The organism is Brenneria corticis, from assembly GCF_003115855.1.
Classification (GTDB): Bacteria; Pseudomonadota; Gammaproteobacteria; order Enterobacterales; family Enterobacteriaceae; genus Brenneria; species Brenneria corticis.
In genome coordinates, this window is the sequence record NZ_KZ819083.1 from 1 (window position 1) to 19,084 (window position 19,084).

Annotated in this window: 21 protein-coding genes; 6 read left to right on the forward strand and 15 right to left on the reverse strand. The window is 55.5% G+C overall.

The genetic code is table 11. The features are described from left to right. Positions 1–157: 157 nt before the first annotated feature. Positions 158–721, reverse strand: a complete 564-nt coding sequence (gmhB, locus tag DDT56_RS14420) for a D-glycero-beta-D-manno-heptose 1,7-bisphosphate 7-phosphatase (RefSeq protein WP_136167142.1) — start codon at positions 719–721, stop codon at positions 158–160. A 178-nt stretch (positions 722–899) separates the two neighbouring features. On the opposite strand from gmhB, the gene metN reads away from it, so the two are divergent. The 6 genes from metN to proS all read left to right on the forward strand — a co-directional run bounded on the left by metN (position 900) and on the right by proS (position 6,554). Next, positions 900–1,931: a methionine ABC transporter ATP-binding protein MetN gene (gene metN, locus DDT56_RS14425; RefSeq protein ID WP_136167143.1), complete on the forward strand. Its 1,032-nt coding sequence runs from the start codon at positions 900–902 to the stop codon at positions 1,929–1,931. Next, positions 1,924–2,577 carry a methionine ABC transporter permease MetI gene (locus DDT56_RS14430; RefSeq protein ID WP_009111632.1) on the forward strand — a complete coding sequence of 218 codons (654 nt, stop codon included), beginning with the start codon at positions 1,924–1,926 and terminating at the stop codon, positions 2,575–2,577. The genes metN and DDT56_RS14430 overlap by 8 nt, the downstream gene beginning before the upstream one ends. Positions 2,578–2,642: 65 nt before the next feature. Beyond that, the gene (locus tag DDT56_RS14435) at positions 2,643–3,458 is read left to right on the forward strand and encodes a MetQ/NlpA family lipoprotein (RefSeq protein WP_136167144.1); all 816 of its coding nucleotides are present in this window, start codon (positions 2,643–2,645) and stop codon (positions 3,456–3,458) included. 116 nt (positions 3,459–3,574) lie between these two features. Then, a complete protein-coding gene (rcsF, locus tag DDT56_RS14440; RefSeq protein ID WP_136167145.1) occupies positions 3,575–3,982 on the forward strand; it encodes an Rcs stress response system protein RcsF in 408 nt (135 codons plus the stop codon). Further along, entirely contained in the window at positions 3,979–4,689 is a 711-nt protein-coding gene (tsaA, locus tag DDT56_RS14445; RefSeq protein WP_136167146.1) for a tRNA (N6-threonylcarbamoyladenosine(37)-N6)-methyltransferase TrmO, read from the forward strand. The genes rcsF and tsaA overlap by 4 nt, the downstream gene beginning before the upstream one ends. Positions 4,690–4,835: 146 nt before the next feature. Next, entirely contained in the window at positions 4,836–6,554 is a 1,719-nt protein-coding gene (proS, locus tag DDT56_RS14450) for a proline--tRNA ligase (protein WP_136167147.1), read from the forward strand. A 65-nt stretch (positions 6,555–6,619) separates the two neighbouring features. Here proS and rpoS read toward each other — a convergent pair whose 3' ends face one another. The 14 genes from rpoS to DDT56_RS14520 form a co-directional block, all read right to left on the reverse strand. Next, the gene (gene rpoS / locus DDT56_RS14455) at positions 6,620–7,606 is read right to left on the reverse strand and encodes an RNA polymerase sigma factor RpoS (protein WP_009111627.1); all 987 of its coding nucleotides are present in this window, start codon (positions 7,604–7,606) and stop codon (positions 6,620–6,622) included. Between the two features lie 53 nt (positions 7,607–7,659). Beyond that, the gene (nlpD, locus tag DDT56_RS14460) at positions 7,660–8,667 is read right to left on the reverse strand and encodes a murein hydrolase activator NlpD (RefSeq protein ID WP_168197634.1); all 1,008 of its coding nucleotides are present in this window, start codon (positions 8,665–8,667) and stop codon (positions 7,660–7,662) included. A 276-nt stretch (positions 8,668–8,943) separates the two neighbouring features. Continuing rightward, a complete protein-coding gene (locus tag DDT56_RS14465) occupies positions 8,944–9,570 on the reverse strand; it encodes a protein-L-isoaspartate(D-aspartate) O-methyltransferase (protein ID WP_136167148.1) in 627 nt (208 codons plus the stop codon). Positions 9,571–9,697: 127 nt separating this feature from the next. Further along, a complete protein-coding gene (gene truD, locus DDT56_RS14470) occupies positions 9,698–10,744 on the reverse strand; it encodes a tRNA pseudouridine(13) synthase TruD (protein WP_136167269.1) in 1,047 nt (348 codons plus the stop codon). Between the two features lie 2 nt (positions 10,745–10,746). After that, positions 10,747–11,244 (reverse strand): 2-C-methyl-D-erythritol 2,4-cyclodiphosphate synthase, encoded by a 498-nt coding sequence (gene ispF, locus DDT56_RS14475; RefSeq protein ID WP_136167149.1) that lies wholly within the window; start codon positions 11,242–11,244, stop codon positions 10,747–10,749. Positions 11,245–11,264: 20 nt separating this feature from the next. Further along, positions 11,265–11,981, reverse strand: coding sequence for a 2-C-methyl-D-erythritol 4-phosphate cytidylyltransferase (gene ispD / locus DDT56_RS14480; RefSeq protein ID WP_136167150.1), 717 nt, complete (start codon positions 11,979–11,981; stop codon positions 11,265–11,267). Between the two features lie 3 nt (positions 11,982–11,984). Continuing rightward, positions 11,985–12,311 carry a cell division protein FtsB gene (gene ftsB, locus DDT56_RS14485; RefSeq protein WP_136167151.1) on the reverse strand — a complete coding sequence of 109 codons (327 nt, stop codon included), beginning with the start codon at positions 12,309–12,311 and terminating at the stop codon, positions 11,985–11,987. Between the two features lie 161 nt (positions 12,312–12,472). Continuing rightward, positions 12,473–13,075, reverse strand: a complete 603-nt coding sequence (locus DDT56_RS14490; protein WP_136167152.1) for a hypothetical protein — start codon at positions 13,073–13,075, stop codon at positions 12,473–12,475. Positions 13,076–13,239: 164 nt separating this feature from the next. Continuing rightward, on the reverse strand, positions 13,240–13,569 hold the full coding sequence (locus DDT56_RS14495) for a DUF3561 family protein (RefSeq protein WP_136167153.1): 330 nt from the start codon (positions 13,567–13,569) through the stop codon (positions 13,240–13,242). 49 nt (positions 13,570–13,618) lie between these two features. Then, entirely contained in the window at positions 13,619–14,248 is a 630-nt protein-coding gene (cysC, locus tag DDT56_RS14500; protein WP_136167154.1) for an adenylyl-sulfate kinase, read from the reverse strand. After that, complete coding sequence (gene cysN / locus DDT56_RS14505) at positions 14,248–15,708, reverse strand: sulfate adenylyltransferase subunit CysN (protein ID WP_136167155.1); 1,461 nt, start codon at positions 15,706–15,708, stop codon at positions 14,248–14,250. Before cysN ends, cysC begins: the two co-directional genes overlap by 1 nt. Positions 15,709–15,719: 11 nt before the next feature. Further along, a complete protein-coding gene (gene cysD / locus DDT56_RS14510) occupies positions 15,720–16,628 on the reverse strand; it encodes a sulfate adenylyltransferase subunit CysD (RefSeq protein ID WP_009111617.1) in 909 nt (302 codons plus the stop codon). Positions 16,629–16,637: 9 nt separating this feature from the next. Further along, a complete protein-coding gene (gene cysG, locus DDT56_RS14515; protein ID WP_136167156.1) occupies positions 16,638–18,074 on the reverse strand; it encodes a siroheme synthase CysG in 1,437 nt (478 codons plus the stop codon). A gap of 273 nt (positions 18,075–18,347) precedes the next feature. After that, the gene (locus DDT56_RS14520) at positions 18,348–19,082 is read right to left on the reverse strand and encodes a phosphoadenylyl-sulfate reductase (protein ID WP_136167157.1); all 735 of its coding nucleotides are present in this window, start codon (positions 19,080–19,082) and stop codon (positions 18,348–18,350) included. Between the last annotated feature and the right edge of the window lie 2 nt (positions 19,083–19,084).

The following is a 19,084-nucleotide window of genomic DNA, read 5'->3' on the forward strand; positions in this document are numbered from 1 at the left end:
GTCAATGCTTATTTTAAGCGTTTTCCTCTTGCTTATCGACCCGGTTTGCGTTCGCAGCGCCGTGTCGATGGAGGCGCATTATAGGGGGCAGATTCAGAAGCGCAAGCAAATATCTTGAACTTTCTTCCGGTTGCGCAACTTTCAGCCATCTGGCCGATTAAATGCGCGTTTTTATCCACTGAGGCAGATCCGCAAGGCTATTGATGACGCCGTCGGCCAGAGATTCACCCAGCTCGGTGATCGGCTTTCCGGTACGAACCAGAACCTTTGTTCCCACCCCTGCGGCAATCGCCGCCTGCATATCTTCAGCCTTATCACCAACCATATAGGAGGCAGCCATATCGATATTCAGATGGCGCTGGGCGGAAACCAGCATTCCCGGTTGCGGTTTGCGGCAGTCGCAAACCTGGCGATACTCCTCATTCCCTTGTTCAGGATGATGCGGACAAAAATAGATACCGTCCAAATCCACGCCGCGATCGGCCAAAGACCAATCCATCCATTCAGTCAGTTGCATAAACTGCTCTTCGGTAAACTTGCCGCGGGCAATGCCCGATTGATTGGTCACCACCACTAATGCGAACCCCATATTTTTCAGTTCGCGCATGGCATCGATGACGCCCTCAATAAATTGGAATTGATCAATCTCATGGACGTAGCCGTGATCGATATTGATCGTACCGTCACGATCGAGAAAAACTGCTGCAACACGCTGTGCCACTTACTTTGCTCCTGATGGCGTAAATTACCGCTTAGTATCGCATGTTTTCATCGTCCGAGAGAATGCCAGGTAGCGACAATCCCGATTGACTTGGACGTCTAGCCGCCCTAACATCCGACTAATATTCTGATTAAACAGAATCTGATTTATCCAGCCATAGGCGCTTATAATAAAATATATGATTGAACTTTCTAATATTACCAAGATTTTCCAGCAAAACGGCCAAGCAATTACCGCACTGGCGGATGTCAGTCTTCATGTCCCGGCAGGGCAAATCTACGGCGTAATCGGCGCATCGGGCGCCGGCAAAAGTACCCTGATCCGCTGCGTCAATTTATTAGAACGACCGACCCAAGGCCGGGTACTGGTTGACGGACAGGATCTGACGCAGCTGGCGGAGAGTCAGCTAACGCAGGCGCGTCGTCAGATTGGCATGATTTTCCAGCATTTTAATCTGCTCGCCTCGCGCACCGTGTTTGGCAATATCGCTCTGCCGCTGGAGCTTGATAACGCCCCCAAGGCGGAAATTACGCGCCGGGTAAATGAATTACTGGATTTGGTCGATTTGTCGGACAAACATGACGCCTACCCCGCCAACCTTTCCGGCGGGCAAAAGCAGCGGGTGGCGATCGCCCGCGCACTGGCCAGTAATCCTAAAGTTTTATTATGCGATGAAGCGACCAGCGCGTTGGATCCGGCCACCACCCGCTCCATTCTGGCGCTACTGAAAGATATCAACCGCCGTCTGAATCTGACCATCCTACTGATCACCCACGAAATGGATGTGGTAAAACGAATTTGCGATCGGGTTGCGGTGATCAGCGGCGGACGCCTGATTGAAGAGGACACAGTGGGGCAATTATTCTCCCATCCCAAAACGCCGCTGGCCCAGACATTTATCCAGTCCACGCTGCATCTGGACATCCCCGACGACTATCTTGCCCGCCTGACGCCAACCCAGCGGGAAGGCAGCGTGCCATTGCTGCGTATGGAGTTCAGCGGTCAGTCCGTCGATGCTCCGCTGCTGTCTGAAGTCGCCCGGCGTTTTAACGTTAATAACAATATTATCAGCGCGCAGATGGATTACGCCGGCGGGGTTAAATTCGGCATCATGCTGGCGGAAATGTACGGCCGGGAGGCGGAGACCACGGCGGCGATACAATTTCTGAAGGATCACCATGCAAATATCGAGGTGCTAGGTTATGTCTGAAGCCATGATGTGGTTAATGGCCCGCGGCGTGTGGGAAACCGTGGCAATGACATTGGTTTCCGGCTTTTTTGGTTTTGTTCTGGGGCTGCCGGTCGGCGTGCTGTTATACACCACCCGTCCGGGACAAATTATCGCCAACCCGAAACTTTATCGCGGGCTGTCGGCCCTGGTGAATATTTTCCGCTCCATTCCCTTTATTATTTTACTGGTGTGGATGATCCCCTTTACCCGGGTTATCGTGGGAACATCCATCGGCCTGCAGGCGGCAATCGTCCCGCTCACCGTTGGCGCGGCGCCCTTTATCGCCCGCATGGTGGAAAACGCCCTGCTGGAAATTCCAACCGGCCTGATCGAAGCTTCACGCGCGATGGGCGCAACCCCGATGCAAATCATCAGAAAAATATTGTTGCCGGAAGCGCTGCCGGGTCTGATTAATGCCGCGACCATCACACTCATCACCCTGGTAGGCTATTCTGCAATGGGCGGAGCCGTTGGCGCCGGGGGACTGGGTCAAATTGGCTATCAGTATGGTTATATCGGCTATAACGCCACGGTGATGAATACGGTACTAATCTTGCTGGTTATTCTGGTTTACCTGATCCAATTCTGTGGCGACCGGGTAGTAAAGGCCGTCACGCATAAGTAAGCGTGAGAACACGCATGGGCCTTATCGTCCCATGCCATAAAGACTTTTAATTAGAGGTTAAGGATATGGCTATTAAATTGCGGTCCATCGCGACCATCGGCGCATTGATTGGAGCCCTGGCTCTGGCGGGATGCGGTCAGGAAGAGAAAGACCCGAATCATATTAAAGTGGGCGTTATCGTTGGCGCGGAACAACAGGTGGCTGAAGTGGCGCAAAAGGTCGCCAAAGACAAATACGGTCTGGACGTCGAATTGGTCACCTTTAACGATTATGTGCTGCCTAATGAAGCCCTGAGTAAAGGAGATATCGATCTGAATGCTTTCCAGCATAAGCCTTATCTGGATCAGCAAATTAAAGATCGCGGTTATAAGCTGGTCTCCGTGGGCAACAGTTTCGTTTACCCCATCGCCGGTTACTCCAAGAAAATAAAATCACTGGATGAATTGCAGAACGGCGATCAGGTCGCGCTGCCAAACGACCCGACCAATCTGGGCCGCTCTTTGCTGCTGTTGCAGAAAGTGGGGCTGATTAAACTGAAAGAAAATGTCGGCCTGCTGCCGACCGTTCTGGACGTGACCGAAAATCCGAAAAACCTCAAGCTGGTCGAGTTGGAAGCGCCGCAGCTGCCGCGCTCGCTGGATGACGCGCAGATTGCATTGGCTATCATCAACACCACTTACGCCAGCCAGATTAATCTGACGCCAACCAAAGATGGTTTATTTGTCGAAGAGAAAGATTCTCCTTATGTGAATCTGCTGGTGGCGCGTGAAGATAATAAAGACGCTGAGAATGTGAAAAAATTCGTTCAGGCTTATCAGTCGGACGAAGTGAACGAGGCGGCAAACAAAATCTTTAACGGCGGCGCGGTAAAAGGCTGGTAAGCCAGTTATTATTTCTTTATAAAGTATATCGCTAAGACGGGCTGCGGCCCGTCTTGTTATTTGTGCAATAGCTTGCTTCAATATCCGCTCTTTAAATAAAAAGCAGAGGAAATTTTATGCGTGCTCTACCTCTTATGCTGTTAGCCATGTCGCTAACAGGATGTTCCCTGTTGCAGAAGTCACCGGCACCCGAGCCTCAGCCCGTCAGCGAATCAAAAGTAGAGCCGGTTGCCAAACCCAAGCCAGCCCCGCGTCCCGCTCCCGCAGCGTTATATAAAAGTGCTGAAGAGCTGGTTGGTAAACCGTTCCGCGATCTGGGGGAAGTATCCGGCTCCTCTTGCCAGGTAAGCGCCCAGGATGCGCCGCCCAATATCGCCAATGCGCGCAGAAGAATGCAAAACCGGGCCGCGGAGATAAAAGCCAATGCCGTTCTGCTGCATGAATGCCAGGTTATCAGCGGCGTGGCCGGCTGCTATCGGCAGGCCGTCTGTCAGGGCACCGCATTGAGAGTGTCTTCTCAATGACCCCATTTGTTTTCAATCAGATCGGCATTATCCGCTCGCCTTATAAAGAAAAATTCGCTATTCCGCGGCAGCCGGGTCTGATTGAAGATGGTGGAGGCGAACTCCGGCTGTTATCACCCTACAATCAGGCGGAATGCGTACGCGGACTCGCTGACTTCAGCCATATCTGGATCCTGTTTGTTTTCCATCAAACCATGGACGGAGGCTGGCGCCCTACCGTGCGGCCTCCCCGATTAGGCGGGAATGCCCGTATGGGCGTTTTTGCGACCCGTTCGACTTTCCGGCCGAATCCGATTGGGATGTCGCTGGTCGAATTGAAAACCATCCGCACCGGGGGAGATTCCGTCACGCTGGAGCTGGGAAGCCTGGATCTGGTCGATGGAACGCCGGTGATCGATATCAAGCCTTATCTGCCCTTTGCCGAAAGCCGGCCCCAGGCCCGGGCCGGTTTCGCCCAGTTGGCGCCAGAGGCCGAAATGGCGGTAACCTTCTCTCCGCTGGCGGAAAAGCAGCTAGCCGGATATCAGAAGAAATATCCCAATCTGCGGCGCTTTGTTACCCAGGTGTTGGCTCAGGACCCGCGTCCGGCCTATCGCCAGGGAGAAGACAGCCCGCGGGAATATGCCGTTTTGCTGCTGGAATTCAACGTTCGCTGGCGGGTATCCGCCCGGCAAACCGAAGTGTTATGCCTTGAAACAACGGATTAGGGGCGGTCAAGACCCGGAAGCGTTTTTTAATTCCGCCGACTCTCTTTTGACGAACGCCCCACACTGGTAAACTAAGCCACTTTTTTATGCTTTCGGCTGCGCCGCAGCCCGATGCCATTTTCGTTTCCAACGGAAGTTAAAACACCATGCGTACTAGTCAATATCTGCTCTCCACGCTGAAGGAGACGCCCGCCGATGCGGAAGTGATCAGCCATCAGCTGATGCTCCGCGCCGGAATGATCCGCAAACTGGCCTCCGGCCTTTATATCTGGTTGCCGACGGGCCTACGGGTTCTGAAAAAAGTTGAAGCCATCGTGCGTGAGGAAATGAACCACGCCGGCGCCATCGAAGTCTCCATGCCGGTGGTTCAACCCGCCGATCTGTGGGTGGAGAGCGGTCGCTGGGAACAATACGGCCCGGAACTGCTGCGCTTTGTCGATCGCGGCGAACGCCCGTTCGTGCTTGGTCCCACGCATGAAGAAGTCATTACCGATTTGATTCGTAATGAAATCAGCTCGTATAAGCAGCTGCCGTTAAATTTCTTCCAGATTCAAACCAAATTCCGTGATGAAGTCCGCCCGCGGTTCGGCATCATGCGTTCCCGCGAGTTTCTGATGAAGGATGCCTATTCTTTTCATACTTCGCAGGAATCATTGCAGGTCACCTACGATGCGATGTACGCCGCCTACAGTAAGATCTTCAGCCGTATGGATCTCGATTTCAGAGCGGTTCAGGCGGATACCGGCTCTATCGGCGGCAACGCTTCTCACGAATTCCAGGTGCTGGCGGCCAGCGGCGAAGACGATATTGTTTTCTCCACCGGCTCCGACTACGCCGCGAATATTGAACTGGCGGAAGCCACCGCGCCCAAGCTGGGACGCGCCGAAGCGACGGAAGAACTGCGTCTGGTGGATACGCCGAACGCCAAAACCATCGCCGCGCTGGTTGAGCAATTCAAGCTCCCCATAGAGAAAACCGTGAAAACGCTGCTGGTAAAGGCGGCGGAGGAAAGCGGCCATAAGCTGGTTGCCTTGCTGGTACGCGGCGATCATGAGCTGAATGAAGTTAAAGCGGAAAAACTTGCCCTGGTCGCCACTCCGCTGACGTTCGCCACCGAAGAAGAGATCCGAGCCATTGTGGGTGCCGGCCCCGGCTCACTGGGACCGGTCAATTTACCGCTTCCCGTGGTGGTCGATCGCACCGTTGCGGCGATGAGTGATTTTGGCGCCGGCGCCAACGTCGACGGCCAACACTACTTCGGCATCAACTGGGGGCGCGATGTCGCGCTGCCGCTGGTGGCGGATATTCGTAACGTGGTGGAAGGCGATATCAGTCCGGACGGCAAAGGCACGCTGCAAATTAAACGCGGTATTGAAGTCGGCCACATTTTCCAGTTGGGCAGCAAATACTCCGAAGCGCTGAAAGCGACGGTGCAGGGAGAAGACGGGCGCAACCAGATCCTGCTGATGGGCTGCTATGGCATCGGCGTCACCCGGGTGGTGGCCGCCGCCATCGAGCAGAATCATGACGATCGCGGGATTATCTGGCCGGATGCCATCGCGCCTTTCCACGTGGCCATTTTGCCGATGAATATGCACAAATCTTTCCGCGTGAAGGAAGTCGCAGAAGATATCTATCAGCAATTACGGGCACAAGGGATCGAAGTGCTGCTGGACGACCGCAAAGAGCGCCCGGGCGTGATGTTCGCCGATATGGAGCTGATTGGCGTACCGCACACTATCGTCATCGGCGATCGCAATCTGGACGGTGAAGAGATTGAATATAAAAACCGCCGCGGCGGTGAAAAGCAGATGATTAAAACCAGCGAAATCATTGAGTTCCTGCTGGCAAACGTCGTTCGCTAACCCTTATAAAAAATGGTGGGTTTCCCCACCATTTTTATTCCGTCAAGACCTGCCAACCGCCTGCGCTACTCACGGAACAACTCTTCAATATTCAACCCTTGCACCTGCAGGATTTCCCGCAAACGACGCAAGCCTTCCACCTGAATCTGCCGTACGCGTTCGCGCGTTAAGCCGATTTCCCGGCCGACGTCTTCCAATGTGGCGGCTTCGTATCCCAGCAGACCAAAACGCCGGGCCAGCACTTCACGCTGCTTGGCGTTCAGTTCAAACAGCCACTTAACGATATTCTGCTTCATATCGTTATCCTGGGTGGTGTTTTCCGGACCGTTGTCTTTTTCATCCGCCAGAATATCCAACAGCGCTTTTTCCGAATCGCCGCCCAGCGGGGTATCAACGGAGGTAATGCGCTCATTCAGACGCAGCATGCGATTGACGTCATCTACCGGTCTATCAAGCTGTTCGGCGATTTCTTCCGCGCTCGGCTCATGATCCAGTTTATGAGAGAGTTCGCGTGCCGTACGCAGGTAAACATTCAGTTCTTTAACGATGTGGATGGGCAGGCGGATAGTTCGGGTCTGGTTCATGATTGCCCGTTCTATCGTTTGCCGGATCCACCAGGTGGCGTAAGTTGAAAAGCGGAATCCTTTTTCCGGATCGAATTTTTCAACCGCGCGGATCAGACCAAGATTGCCTTCTTCAATCAGGTCCAGCAATGCCAGACCCCGATTGTTGTAACGACGGGCAATTTTCACCACCAGCCGCAGGTTGCTCTCAATCATCCGGCGGCGTGATGGAATATCACCGCGTAACGCGCGCCGGGCGAAATAAACCTCTTCTTCCGCGGTTAAAAGAGGTGAATAGCCAATCTCTCCCAAATAGAGTTGAGTTGCATCTAAAACACGCTGTGGAACGCCCTGTGATAACAGCTCTTCTTCAGCTATCTCACTGGTTTCTTCCTCCGTCAGCGCCTTGTCGTCAAAAACATCAAGTCCATTCTCTTCGAAATCAGCATCTTCATGTAACTCGTTAACTTTCAGCGTGCTTTGGCTCATAAGTGGCTCCTACCCGTGATCCCATGGCAGAATACCGAAATATTCCGCCCGATTTATCGCTGCGGAAGAAAACGCAGCGGGTTTACGGATTTCCCCTTGTAACGAATTTCAAAATGCAAACGAACCGAACTGGTGCCGGTGCTACCCATGGTAGCGATTTTCTGCCCCGCCGTGACCTCTTGTTGCTCCCGGACCAGCATATTTTCGTTATGGGCGTAGGCACTCAGGTAGTCATCATTATGTTTGATGATTATCAGATTACCGTAACCTCGCAGAGCGTTGCCGGCATAGACTACGCGCCCGCTGGCGGTAGCTATGATGGATTGTCCACGTGAGCCGGCGATATCAATCCCTTTATTTCCCCCTTCGGATGCGGAGAAACTATCAATGACTTTCCCTTCGGTGGGCCAACGCCAACTGCCGACAGCGGCCGTATTGCCGCTGGCAACAGCCGCTGGTGCGGTAACAGGAGCCGTCGCTGGCGCCCCTGTCGTAGGTAACATCTTACCTACATTCTGTTTACCCGAGCTATCAGAATACGCGTTCGTTGACTGAGAATCAACCGGCATAGTTTGTATTTGGCTACTGGAAGGCGGAACGGGCACGCCGCTCGTCGTCGCATCCCTTGCCGCCAGCGCGCCACCGCTATTGTTTATGCTGCCCGGCACGGTGTTGCCCAGATTCAGCGTCTGGCCGACATTCAGGCTATAGGGTTCCGGAATATTATTACGCTGGGCAAGATCCCGGTAGTCGTTGCCGGTAATCCAGGCGATATAAAACAGGGTATCTCCCCGTTTAACGGTATAGGTATTACCGCCGCTGTAGCTGCCCTTGGGAATGTTGTCATAACTGCGGTTATAAACGATACGGCCGTCGCGGGTGGCCACCGCCGACTGACCCGAACTCGTTATCTGTGGGGAAGCAGACTGTATGCCGCCTCTGCTGCTGCCCGTATTTCCGCCGACGCTGCTGATCGGCGCAGATTTGGAATCATTGTTGGAACATCCGGCCAAGCCTAAGACAACAACCGTACAAGCAGCGATCTGACGCAAATTAATCATTCGGCATCCCATGCGCCTTACTCCCCCATAACTATAAAATTCAGTAATCAGTTCAGACATTTGTGCCTCACATCCCTAGCAGCATAGCTGAGATCGGGCATGTTGTTCGTCAGTCGGAACGAGAAAGGCGCCTTTTGTTCATCAATTGGCGCATAAGTAAAACCGGAGAGACAAAAAACGTCGCCTGATGCCAGCAATATCAGCAAGTTCGTACCAGACAACCGTTGTATTGAAATCATATCTTCCCGACAACAAAACCAGCGTACGGCAACCGTATCAGGCTAATTCGCCTTTGACTAGCGGAACAAACCGAACTGCTTCAACCGTTTGGATAATAAACTCACCCGCATGGCGTTGAACCACCTGCAACGTTTGCGACCGCTCGCCAACCGGTAGAACCATCACGCCGCCTTCATCCAGTTGATCCAGCAACGCCCGGGGAATTTCAGGCGGCGCGGCGGTGACGATAATGGCGTCAAAAGGCCCGCGCGACGCCCAGCCCTGCCAGCCGTCGCCATGACGGGTGGAGACATTATGCAAATCGAGCTGTTTAAGACGACGTTTGGCCTGCCACTGAAGTCCCTTAATCCGCTCGACGGAACAGACGTGCTTGACCAGATGCGCCAGGATCGCCGTTTGATAACCCGACCCTGTGCCGATTTCCAATACGCGGGAAACCGGCGTCAAACCCAATAACTCCGTCATTTTCGCCACCATATAGGGTTGCGAAATCGTCTGACCGGAGCCTATCGGCAGCGCCGTATTTTCATAAGCTTTATGCTCAAAAGCTTCGTCGACAAAGCGTTCCCTGGGCACGGCTTCTATCGCCCGTAGCAGGCGCTCATCCTGTATTCCCTGCTGACGCAGCTGCGTCAGCAACGTTTGCATGCGTTTGTTCACCATTCCCCGCTAACCTCTGCCTTGGTTAACCTTGTCGTCAATGCGCCCTTTTTTCCCGCATGGGATCAAAACTGTCGCCGCCGTCATCGTTGTCACAACCATTCGTTCAAGGAAAATAAACCGCGCCACGTCAGTCGATGATATTTATCTCTTGCTGCAGGTTCATTATTTCACGAACCACGCTGGTGGCGAAACTTCCCGCCGGTAACCAGAATTTCAGCTCGACCGTTACCTCATCCTGCCAGTCCCAACGCATCTGCCGCGGATACAGCAATACCGCCCGACGGGCCGGCTCGACCCGCTCACGCTGCAATAAAGACAGCAGCGTCTCCTGCCCGACAAGACTTTGCTGCTCAAACAGCAGCGCGTCATCCAGCGAGCCTAATGCGCCATCGCCCGGCAGCGGCGCGGTCACCTGCAGCTCCCCGGCATCAAGGCGCGTCTGTAACGCGGCCAGCTCATCCGGTTTGGCGACGAACCAACTGCCGCGGCCGGTCAATTGTAAGGCATCGCCGCACAACGCGGTTTTCGCCCGCTGCTGCGCCAGCCGGATACTGGCGACCTGATTAAACAGGGCGCTGCGGCTGGCGGAAAGATAAAAGCCGCGTTTAGCGCGCTCTTTAACCCGAATGTCATTGTTTGCCCAGAGTCGGGCCTGTTCAAGGTTATTACCGCCCTTGCCAAAGCGCTGGCTACCGAAATAGTTAGGCACCCCGTCCTGGGCAATCCGCAGTAAACGAGCATCCACCGCCGCCCGATCGCTTATCTGGCGTAATATCAGCGTAAAATCGTTGCCCTGCAGTGCGCCAATCCGTAATTTACGGCGATGACGCGCAAATTCAAGCACCTCACAGCCTTCCAGCGTAAAACGGCTAAACTCGGGGGTTTCTTTACCGGGAATATGCAGGCAAAACCATTGCTCCGTCACGGCATGGCGGTCTTTCAGACCGGCGTAGCTCACCGCGCGCGCGGGGATGCGGGCAAATTTCGCCAGCGCTTCGGCGACGAACTGCGTATTGCAGCCGCGCTTGCGAACACGCGTCAGGATATGTTCGCCTTCGCCGTCCGGCTGAAAACCCAAATCCTCAATAACCGTGAAATCTTCCGCCGTGGACTTCAGCGCGCCCGACGCCTGCGGTTTGCCATGCAGCCAGGTAAGCTGTTCGCCGTTTGTCATGCCTACCATGCGACGATTTCACCCGCTTCGCTTTTCACCAATAACGCCACCGCTTCACAGGCGATGCCTTCGCCACGGCCGGTAAATCCAAGCTGTTCGGTAGTGGTGGCTTTTACGTTCACATTATCCATATGGCTTTGCAAATCTTCCGCCAGATTGACTCGCATTTGCGCAATATGCGGGGCCATTTTAGGCGCCTGAGCAATAATGGTGACGTCCAGATTACCCAGCCGGTAACCTTTTTCGCTGATGCGCCCCCAGGCTTCACGCAGCAGGCCGCGGCTGTCGGCGCCTTTAAACGCCGCGTCGGTATCGGGAAACAGCTTGCCGATATCGCCCAGCGCGGCCGCCCCCAGCAGGGCGTCCGTCACCGCATGCAGCGCGACATCGCCGTCGGAATGCGCCAGCAGCCCCTGAGTATAAGGAATACGCACGCCACCGATCACCAGCGGACCTTCTCCACCAAATTTATGAACATCAAAACCGTGGCCGATACGCATCGCGCACTCTCCTTATATATTTATTCAATAGAATTATTATGGTGCAAGTTGGTTAAATAAAACGCGGCCAATGCCAAATCTTCCGGGCGGGTTACTTTGATGTTATCCGCTCGCCCGCTGACGATTTGCGGATGATAACCGCAATATTCCAGGGCAGAGGCTTCGTCGGTTACCGTTGCACCGTCGTGCAGAGCCTGTTGCAAACAGCTTTTCAGTAACGCCAATGGAAACAGCTGCGGCGTCAGGGCATGCCACAGTTCGCTGCGGTCTACGGTGTGTTCTATCACCGTTCCCGCGCGGCGCTTCATGGTATCACGAACCGGCGCCGCCAGAATTCCACCGACCTCGCTATGCGCCGTAATACTCAGCAACCGCTCGAGATCGTCCAGATGCAGACAAGGCCGGGCGGCGTCATGCACCAGCACCCAGTCGGCATCGACGATCGTCCGCAGCCCCGCCAGTACCGAATCGGCGCGCTGCTTGCCGCCGTTCACCACGCTGACGCGCGGATCGGCGGCAATGGGCAAGGAATAAAAATGGCTATCCTCAGGGCTGATGGCGACGATCGCCCGGGCAACGCGCGGATGAGACAATAATGCCTCGATGGCATGCTCAAGAATGGTTTTATTACCGATGGTCAGATACTGTTTGGGGCGATCGCTTTGCATCCTGCTGCCGTTACCGGCAGCGGGTAAGACAGCAACAACCTCTGGCTGAAAAGCAATCTGTTTTAGCATTGGTTAGCGTGGCGTATTGTTAGGTAAAGATGACGGGGTCGTGGCAGTGCGGCGCCCGGATTCCGGCACCAGGCGATAGAAGCTTTCACCGGGCTTAATCATGCCCAGCTCATTGCGCGCGCGCTCTTCAATCGCTTCCTGACCGCCGTTCAGGTCATCGATTTCGGCAAAAAGTTGTTCGTTACGGGCTTTCAGTTTGGCATTGTTCCCCTGCTGGACAACAACGTCCGCGTTAACCCGCACATGGTCATGGACACCATTCTTCCCCAGCCACAGCGAATACTGCAGCCAGCCAAGTAATATTAATAACAACAGCGTAAGTTTTCCCATCCCGCCCCCTGAAAAGCCGCCTAATCATCCCATAACTTTCGCTTTGACTCCACACTGTGTGACGAGATCCTTTTCTGGCAACAAGACGAATTGTATAGAACAGGGAGAAATCATGGCGTTGTTAAAAAGTATGTTCTCAGTTCAATTGATAGGCATAGGGATTATCGTGATGAGATGACGTGTTGATTCAACTTTAATAATTTTCTCCATGCTCGGTTATGTAACATATAACTCAACATCGAAAAAAAAGCTTTCGAGTTGATGCAACAAAAACTGATACTGATAAACGCCATCCCCAGAAGCGCGCTCAACAAATACATCCCCGAAGAAGGCTCATCATTAAAATAGTCAGCCAATGATTTTATCAAATAAATTATCGAGCAAAGAAGTGTTACCTGCGCCAGGAAAATGTGCGCTTTTACCGCGCTCATGGAGCCACGAGCTATCATAAAAACGATAACGCTATTCGCTCCCGCGAAAACAAGCGCTACAGGGACGATATAAGCAAACAGGGTGTAGGGAGGCAACGATAACCAAGCCAGAATCGCCGACCATAAAGACAATTGAGGTATGGAGAAGCTCAAAATCATGAACAATACGCTGAAAATCAGAGGAACACCGATGGTGTGCATCCCGATTGGCATCCCCATTTCCGCCATGAGACGATCTTTGAGCATCACCAACTCATCCCGCTTGGCACTCTTGATCGCCGCTTCAGCCTCTTTACAATGTTGAAGGCGCGCTTTGCATGCTTTAGTTAACATTTTTCGTCCTTAGTTAGCAGAGAAGGATTGGATCGTGCCAATCACATATTTTCCCCCCTGTGCTAAATTTTGCGGATGACGAATATTGCCCCACAGGCAAATGCTGTTGAAGTAATCTCTGTTGCAAGGAAATGAGATGAGATGGTATCCGCTTTGATTTGGCATCACCAGCCGGTAAGAAAAGAGAAAACCAGCCAGTACAGGGAAATGACCGACAGCCCTGTCGTCGCCAGGGTAGACCAGGGGTTACCGCCCAGCATAAAACCGCATCCCATCCCCACCAGGACCGACAGCGGCATCAGCGCCAGAAAAAACGGCCAGGTATAGAGCATAAAGAAAAACGTGGCGTTGGGGCCGTAAATAATAAAGGGAATAGCGAACGCCAGCCAATAAAAAGAAAAACCGGCAACGGTTCCGATAAACGGATGCGGGATGCCGTCGTCGTCCCGCACCGCTCTGGTCTTGCCGATCGTTAGCTGAGTGGCATTTTGCATAATTTCCCCCCTTATTTATCCTCCTCGCCCAAAGGCGAGGAAGAAAACATCAGAGGTTGATAATAGCCCGCCGGCTGAGCAGATCTAATAGTTGGCCGGTCAAATTTGTTACCAATTGTTCGCCGTCCAGATGAAGATCCGGCGCGTCCGGCGCTTCATAAACCGAGTCGATTCCGGTGAAATTACGCAGCTCTCCCGCCCGCGCCTTTTTGTATAGCCCTTTCGGATCGCGGGCCTCGCAGGTCGCCAGGGGCGTATCGACGAAGACTTCGATAAACTGCCCCTCGGCCAGCAGGTCCTGCACCATTTTACGTTCCGCGCGGTGGGGCGAGATAAAGGCCGTCAGCACCACCAGGCCGGCGTCCACCATCAGTTTGGCGACTTCGCCGACGCGGCGGATATTCTCCCGCCGATCGTCATCGCTAAAGCCCAAATCGCGGCACAGGCCGTGACGGACGTTATCGCCATCCAGCAAATAGGTGCTGACGCCATGTTGATGCAGCGCCTGCTCCAGCGCGCCGGCCAGCGTCGATTTACCCGAACCGGAAAGCCCGGTGAACCAGATAACCACGCCCCGGTGGCCGTGCAGACGCTCGCGCTCCTGACGCGACACAACGTGCGGATGCCAGATGACGTTCTCATCGGCGGGCGGCGGTGAAGTCGGCGGGCGTCGGGACATTATTTCCCTCCCAGCAGGTCACGGGCGCCCCAATGCGGGAAGTGGCGGCGCACCAGCGCATTCAGCTCCAGCTCAAAGGCGCTGTAAGCCCCAGGTTCCTGGTAGGTCTGTTCAATGACCTCGCGCACCAGCCCGGCGCCTACGGTGACGTTGCTCAGGCGATCGATCAGGATCATGCCGCCGGTAACGTGATTCTGCTGATAGTTGTCCAGCACCAGAGGTTCGTCAAACGTCAGTTCAACCAGCCCGATGCCGTTCAGCGGCAGATTTTCCGCCACCCGCTGCGTCAGGGTATTGATTTCAACCTGATACTGGATATTCTCGACCCGGGCGCGGGCTTTCTTGCCGCCGACCTTGATGTCGTAACTCTGCCCCGGCACCAGCGGCTGTTCCGCCATCCAGACGATATCCACCAGCGCATTCTGCACCGCCTTCAGGGTTTCGCCGCCATCAACCAGCAGATCGCCGCGGCTGACGTCGATTTCATCCGCCAGCACCAGGGTAATGGCTTCGCCGGCCTGCGCCTGCTGCAGGTCGCCGTCAAAGGTGACGATGCGGCTGACGGTCGATTCCACCCCGGAAGGCAGCGCTTTAACCCGTTGTCCCACCTGTATCGTGCCGGACGCCAGGGTGCCGGCGTAGCCGCGGAAGTCGAGATTCGGGCGGTTCACGTACTGCACCGGGAAACGCATCGGCAGCTTGAGGCTGCGCTGCGCCACGTTGACCGTTTCCAGCACGTCCAGCAGCGTCGGGCCGCTGTACCAGCTCATCGCGGCGCTCGGCGTGGCGACGTTATCCCCGTCCAGCGCGGAGATCGGCACAAAGGTGATGTTCAGATCGGTGGGCAACTGCTGGGCGAAATCCAGATAGTCCTGTTTGAACTGTTCAAATACCGCCTGCTGATAATCCACCAGATCCATTTTGTTTACCGCGACCACCAGATCGCGGATCCCCAGCAGGGTGGCGATAAAGCTGTGCCGCCGGGTCTGATCGAGCACGCCCTTGCGCGCATCGATCAGCAGGATCGCCAGTTCGCAGGTGGAGGCGCCCGTCGCCATATTGCGGGTGTACTGCTCATGCCCCGGCGTATCGGCAATAATGAATTTGCGTTTTTCCGTCGAGAAATAGCGGTAGGCGACATCAATGGTAATGCCCTGCTCGCGCTCCGCCTGCAGGCCGTCCACCAGCAAGGCCAGATCCAGCTTTTCCCCCTGCGTGCCCAAACGCTTGCTGTCGCTGTGCAGCGTGGTGAGCTGATCTTCGTAAATCTGCCGGGTATCGTGCAGTAAACGGCCGATCAGGGTACTTTTACCGTCGTCGACGCTGCCGCAGGTCAGAAAACGCAGCAGGGTTTTGTCCTGCTGAGCGTGCAGATAGGCTTCGACGCCCCCCTGCTCAGCAATCTGTTTCGCAATTACACTATTTTTTACAACCGTATCTTTTGCCACAACCTGGTTCATTCGACGACTCCTCAGAAATACCCTTGACGCTTTTTCAACTCCATTGAACCGGACTGATCGCGGTCAATCATCCGTCCCTGGCGCTCGCTGGTGGTGGAAATCAGCATCTCTTCGATAATTTCCGGCAGCGTTTGCGCGTTGGATTCCACCGCGCCGGTCAGCGGCCAGCAGCCCAGGGTGCGGAAACGCACCATGCGCTGTTCGATCACTTCGCCCGGTTGCAGGTCGATACGGTCGTCATCCACCATCAGCAGCATGCCGTCGCGTTCCAGAACCGGCCGCTCGGCGGCCAGATAGAGCGGAACAATATCGATGTTTTCCAGATAGATGTACTGCCAGATATCCAGCTCGGTCCAGTTGGACAGCGGGAATACGCGAATGCTTTCGCCCTTGTTGATTTGGCCGTTGTAGTTATGCCACAGCTCCGGGCGCTGACTCTTGGGATCCCAGCGGTGAAAACGGTCGCGGAACGAATAAATACGCTCTTTGGCGCGGGATTTTTCCTCATCGCGCCGCGCGCCGCCGAAAGCGGCGTCAAAGCCGTATTTATCCAGCGCCTGCTTTAATCCCTCGGTTTTCATGATATCGGTATGCTTGGCGCTGCCGTGGATAAACGGGTTGATGCCGAGCGCCTCGCCCTGCGGGTTACGGTGCACCAGCAGCTCGCAGCCGTACGCTTTCGCCGTGCGGTCGCGAAATTCATACATTTCACGGAATTTCCAGCCGGTATCCACATGCAGCAAGGGGAACGGCAGCGATCCGGGAAAGAATGCCTTACGCGCCAGATGCAGCATGACCGAAGAGTCTTTACCGATAGAATACATCATCACCGGGTTGGCGAACTCCGCCGCCACCTCGCGGATGATATGAATGCTCTCGGCCTCTAACTGCCGTAAATGAGTAAGTCGTTTCTCGTCCATAACCATTCCTTAAGCCAAATTCACTACCGCCGGCCGACTCTCTGGCCGCGCCGTCGGTTGACCAAACCAGGCGATCTGATGGTGCAGATTCACCACCTCGCCAATCACCAACAGGGCCGGGGTCGGCGCCTGCCGGGCCAATTGTTCCAACTGTTGCAACGTGCCCGTCAGCACTTGCTGATCGTGCCGGGTTCCCCGGCCGATCACCGCCACCGGCGTCTCGGCGGCGCGGCCGTGGGCGATCAATTGCCGGGCGATTTCGGCCGCCTTCACCGTGCCCATATAAATCGCCAACGTCTGACGCCCGCGCGCCAGCGTCGACCAGTCCAGCGCATCGCCGTCCGGCCGGCAATGCCCGGTGATAAACACCACGCTCTGGGCGTAATCCCGGTGCGTCAGCGGGATGCCGGCATAGGCGGTGGCGCCGGCCGCCGCGGTCACCCCCGGCACCACCTGGAAGGAGATGCCCGCCTGCGCCACCTGTTGCAGCTCTTCGCCGCCGCGCCCGAAAATAAACGGGTCGCCGCCTTTCAGCCGCACCACCCGCTTGCCCTGCCGCGCCAGTGAGATCAATAACCGGTTAATCTCCTCCTGGGTCACGGAGTGGGCGCCGGCGCGCTTGCCCACGCAAATGCGCTCGGCATCGCGGCGCACCAGTTCCAGAATGTCCGCGCTGACCAGTTGGTCGTAAAGCACCACATCCGCCTGCTGAATAACCTGCAAGCCGCGCAGCGTCAACAGCCCGGCATCGCCGGGACCGGCGCCCACCAGCGCAACCTCCCCCCGTTCCTCCGCCGGCTGGCGTTGCGCATGCTGCTGTTGTTCCAGCTGCTTTTGCAGTTCCTCTTCCGCCTGCGACAGCTGCCCCGCCGCCACCAGGCTGGAGAAGCGCCCGGAGAAAAGACGCTCCCAGAAACGCCGGCGATCGCCGATGGTATGCAGGCGCTGTTTGATCCGATCGCGCCAGCCGCCGGCGAGCTGCGCCATGGTTCCCAGACTGGCCGGCAGCAGCGCCTCCAGCTTTTCACGCAGCAGGCGCGCCAGCACCGGCGCCTGCCCACCGGAAGAGATCGCCACCATCAGCGGCGAACGATCGACAATCGATGGGAAAATAAAAGAACACTTCGGCTGGTCGTCCACCACGTTCACCAACAGATGGCGCTGGTTGGCGGCGTCGGATACGGCGGCATTAAGCTCGGCGTCATCGGTGGCGGCGATAACCAGAAACACGCCGGACAGCAACTCCGGCGTAAAACGCTGCGCCAGCCATTGAATCCGCCCCGCCTGATGCCGTTCGGCCAGGTTCGCCGACAACGACTGCGCCACCACCTTTACCTCGGCGCCGGCGCGTTGCAGCAGATCGATTTTACGCGCGGCCACGTCGCCGCCGCCTACCACCAGCACCGGACGTTGCCGAAGGTCAGCGAACAAAGGTAGATAGTTCACAAATGCCTTAACAAATATAAAAAATAGATAAAGCGACTATACGGTGCCGATAGAACACTTATGAAATGCCGAATTGGAATGACAAGTTCCGTAATGGAATAACCCAGGAAAAGCCAGCATAGATTGCGGGCAGTCGCCTGTTGGTCAGAGATACCCGGGCCTACCGTAACGAGGGGCGCTCCGGCGGCTTACGCCGCTACGACCCCTCGCTACGCTCTCCCTAATATCGAACTTTATCACACGCTGAACCGGGCAAATGCCCGGCTCCGCCATTCACTCTTCGTGCAGTCCGCATTCACGCTTCAGGCCGAAAAAGCGGGTTTCCTCTTCGCTCATGCCGGGTTCCCATTTACGGGTGGTATGGGTGTCGCCCACGGATAAATACCCCTGATCCCATAGCGGATGATAGCTCAATCCGTTTTGTTTCAGGTACTGATACACCTGGCGGTTATCCCAGTCGATAATCGGCAGCAGCTTGAACACCCCGCGCTGCAGCGCCAACACCGGCAGATGGCCGCGGCTGGCGGACTGTTCGCGCCGCAGGCCGGCAAACCAGGTTTGCGCCCCAAGCTCGCTTAACGCCCGGTTCATAGGTTCCACCTTGTTCAGTTGATTGTAGCGCTCAATGCCCTCAACCCCCTGCTCCCACAGTTTACCGAAGCGCGCCTCCTGCCAGGCGGGCGACAGCACCGCGCGGTAGACCTGAAGGTTGAGCTGCAACTGCTCGCTCAAGGCATCGATAAACTGATAGGTTTCCGGGAAAAGATAGCCGGTATCGGTCAGGATCACCGGGATATCGGGCCGCTGCCGCGTCACCAGATGCAGGGACACCGCGGCCTGAATGCCAAAGCTGGAGGAGAGCACGTACTCCCCCGGCAGATTTTCCAGCGCCCAGCTTACCCGCTCCTGCGCGGACAGCGTCTCCAGCCGATGGTTAACCGCCGCCAGCGCCTCCGCCTGCTCCGCTTTGGGTAACGCGTTAAGCGTTTCGAGATTAAGCTCAGCCATCA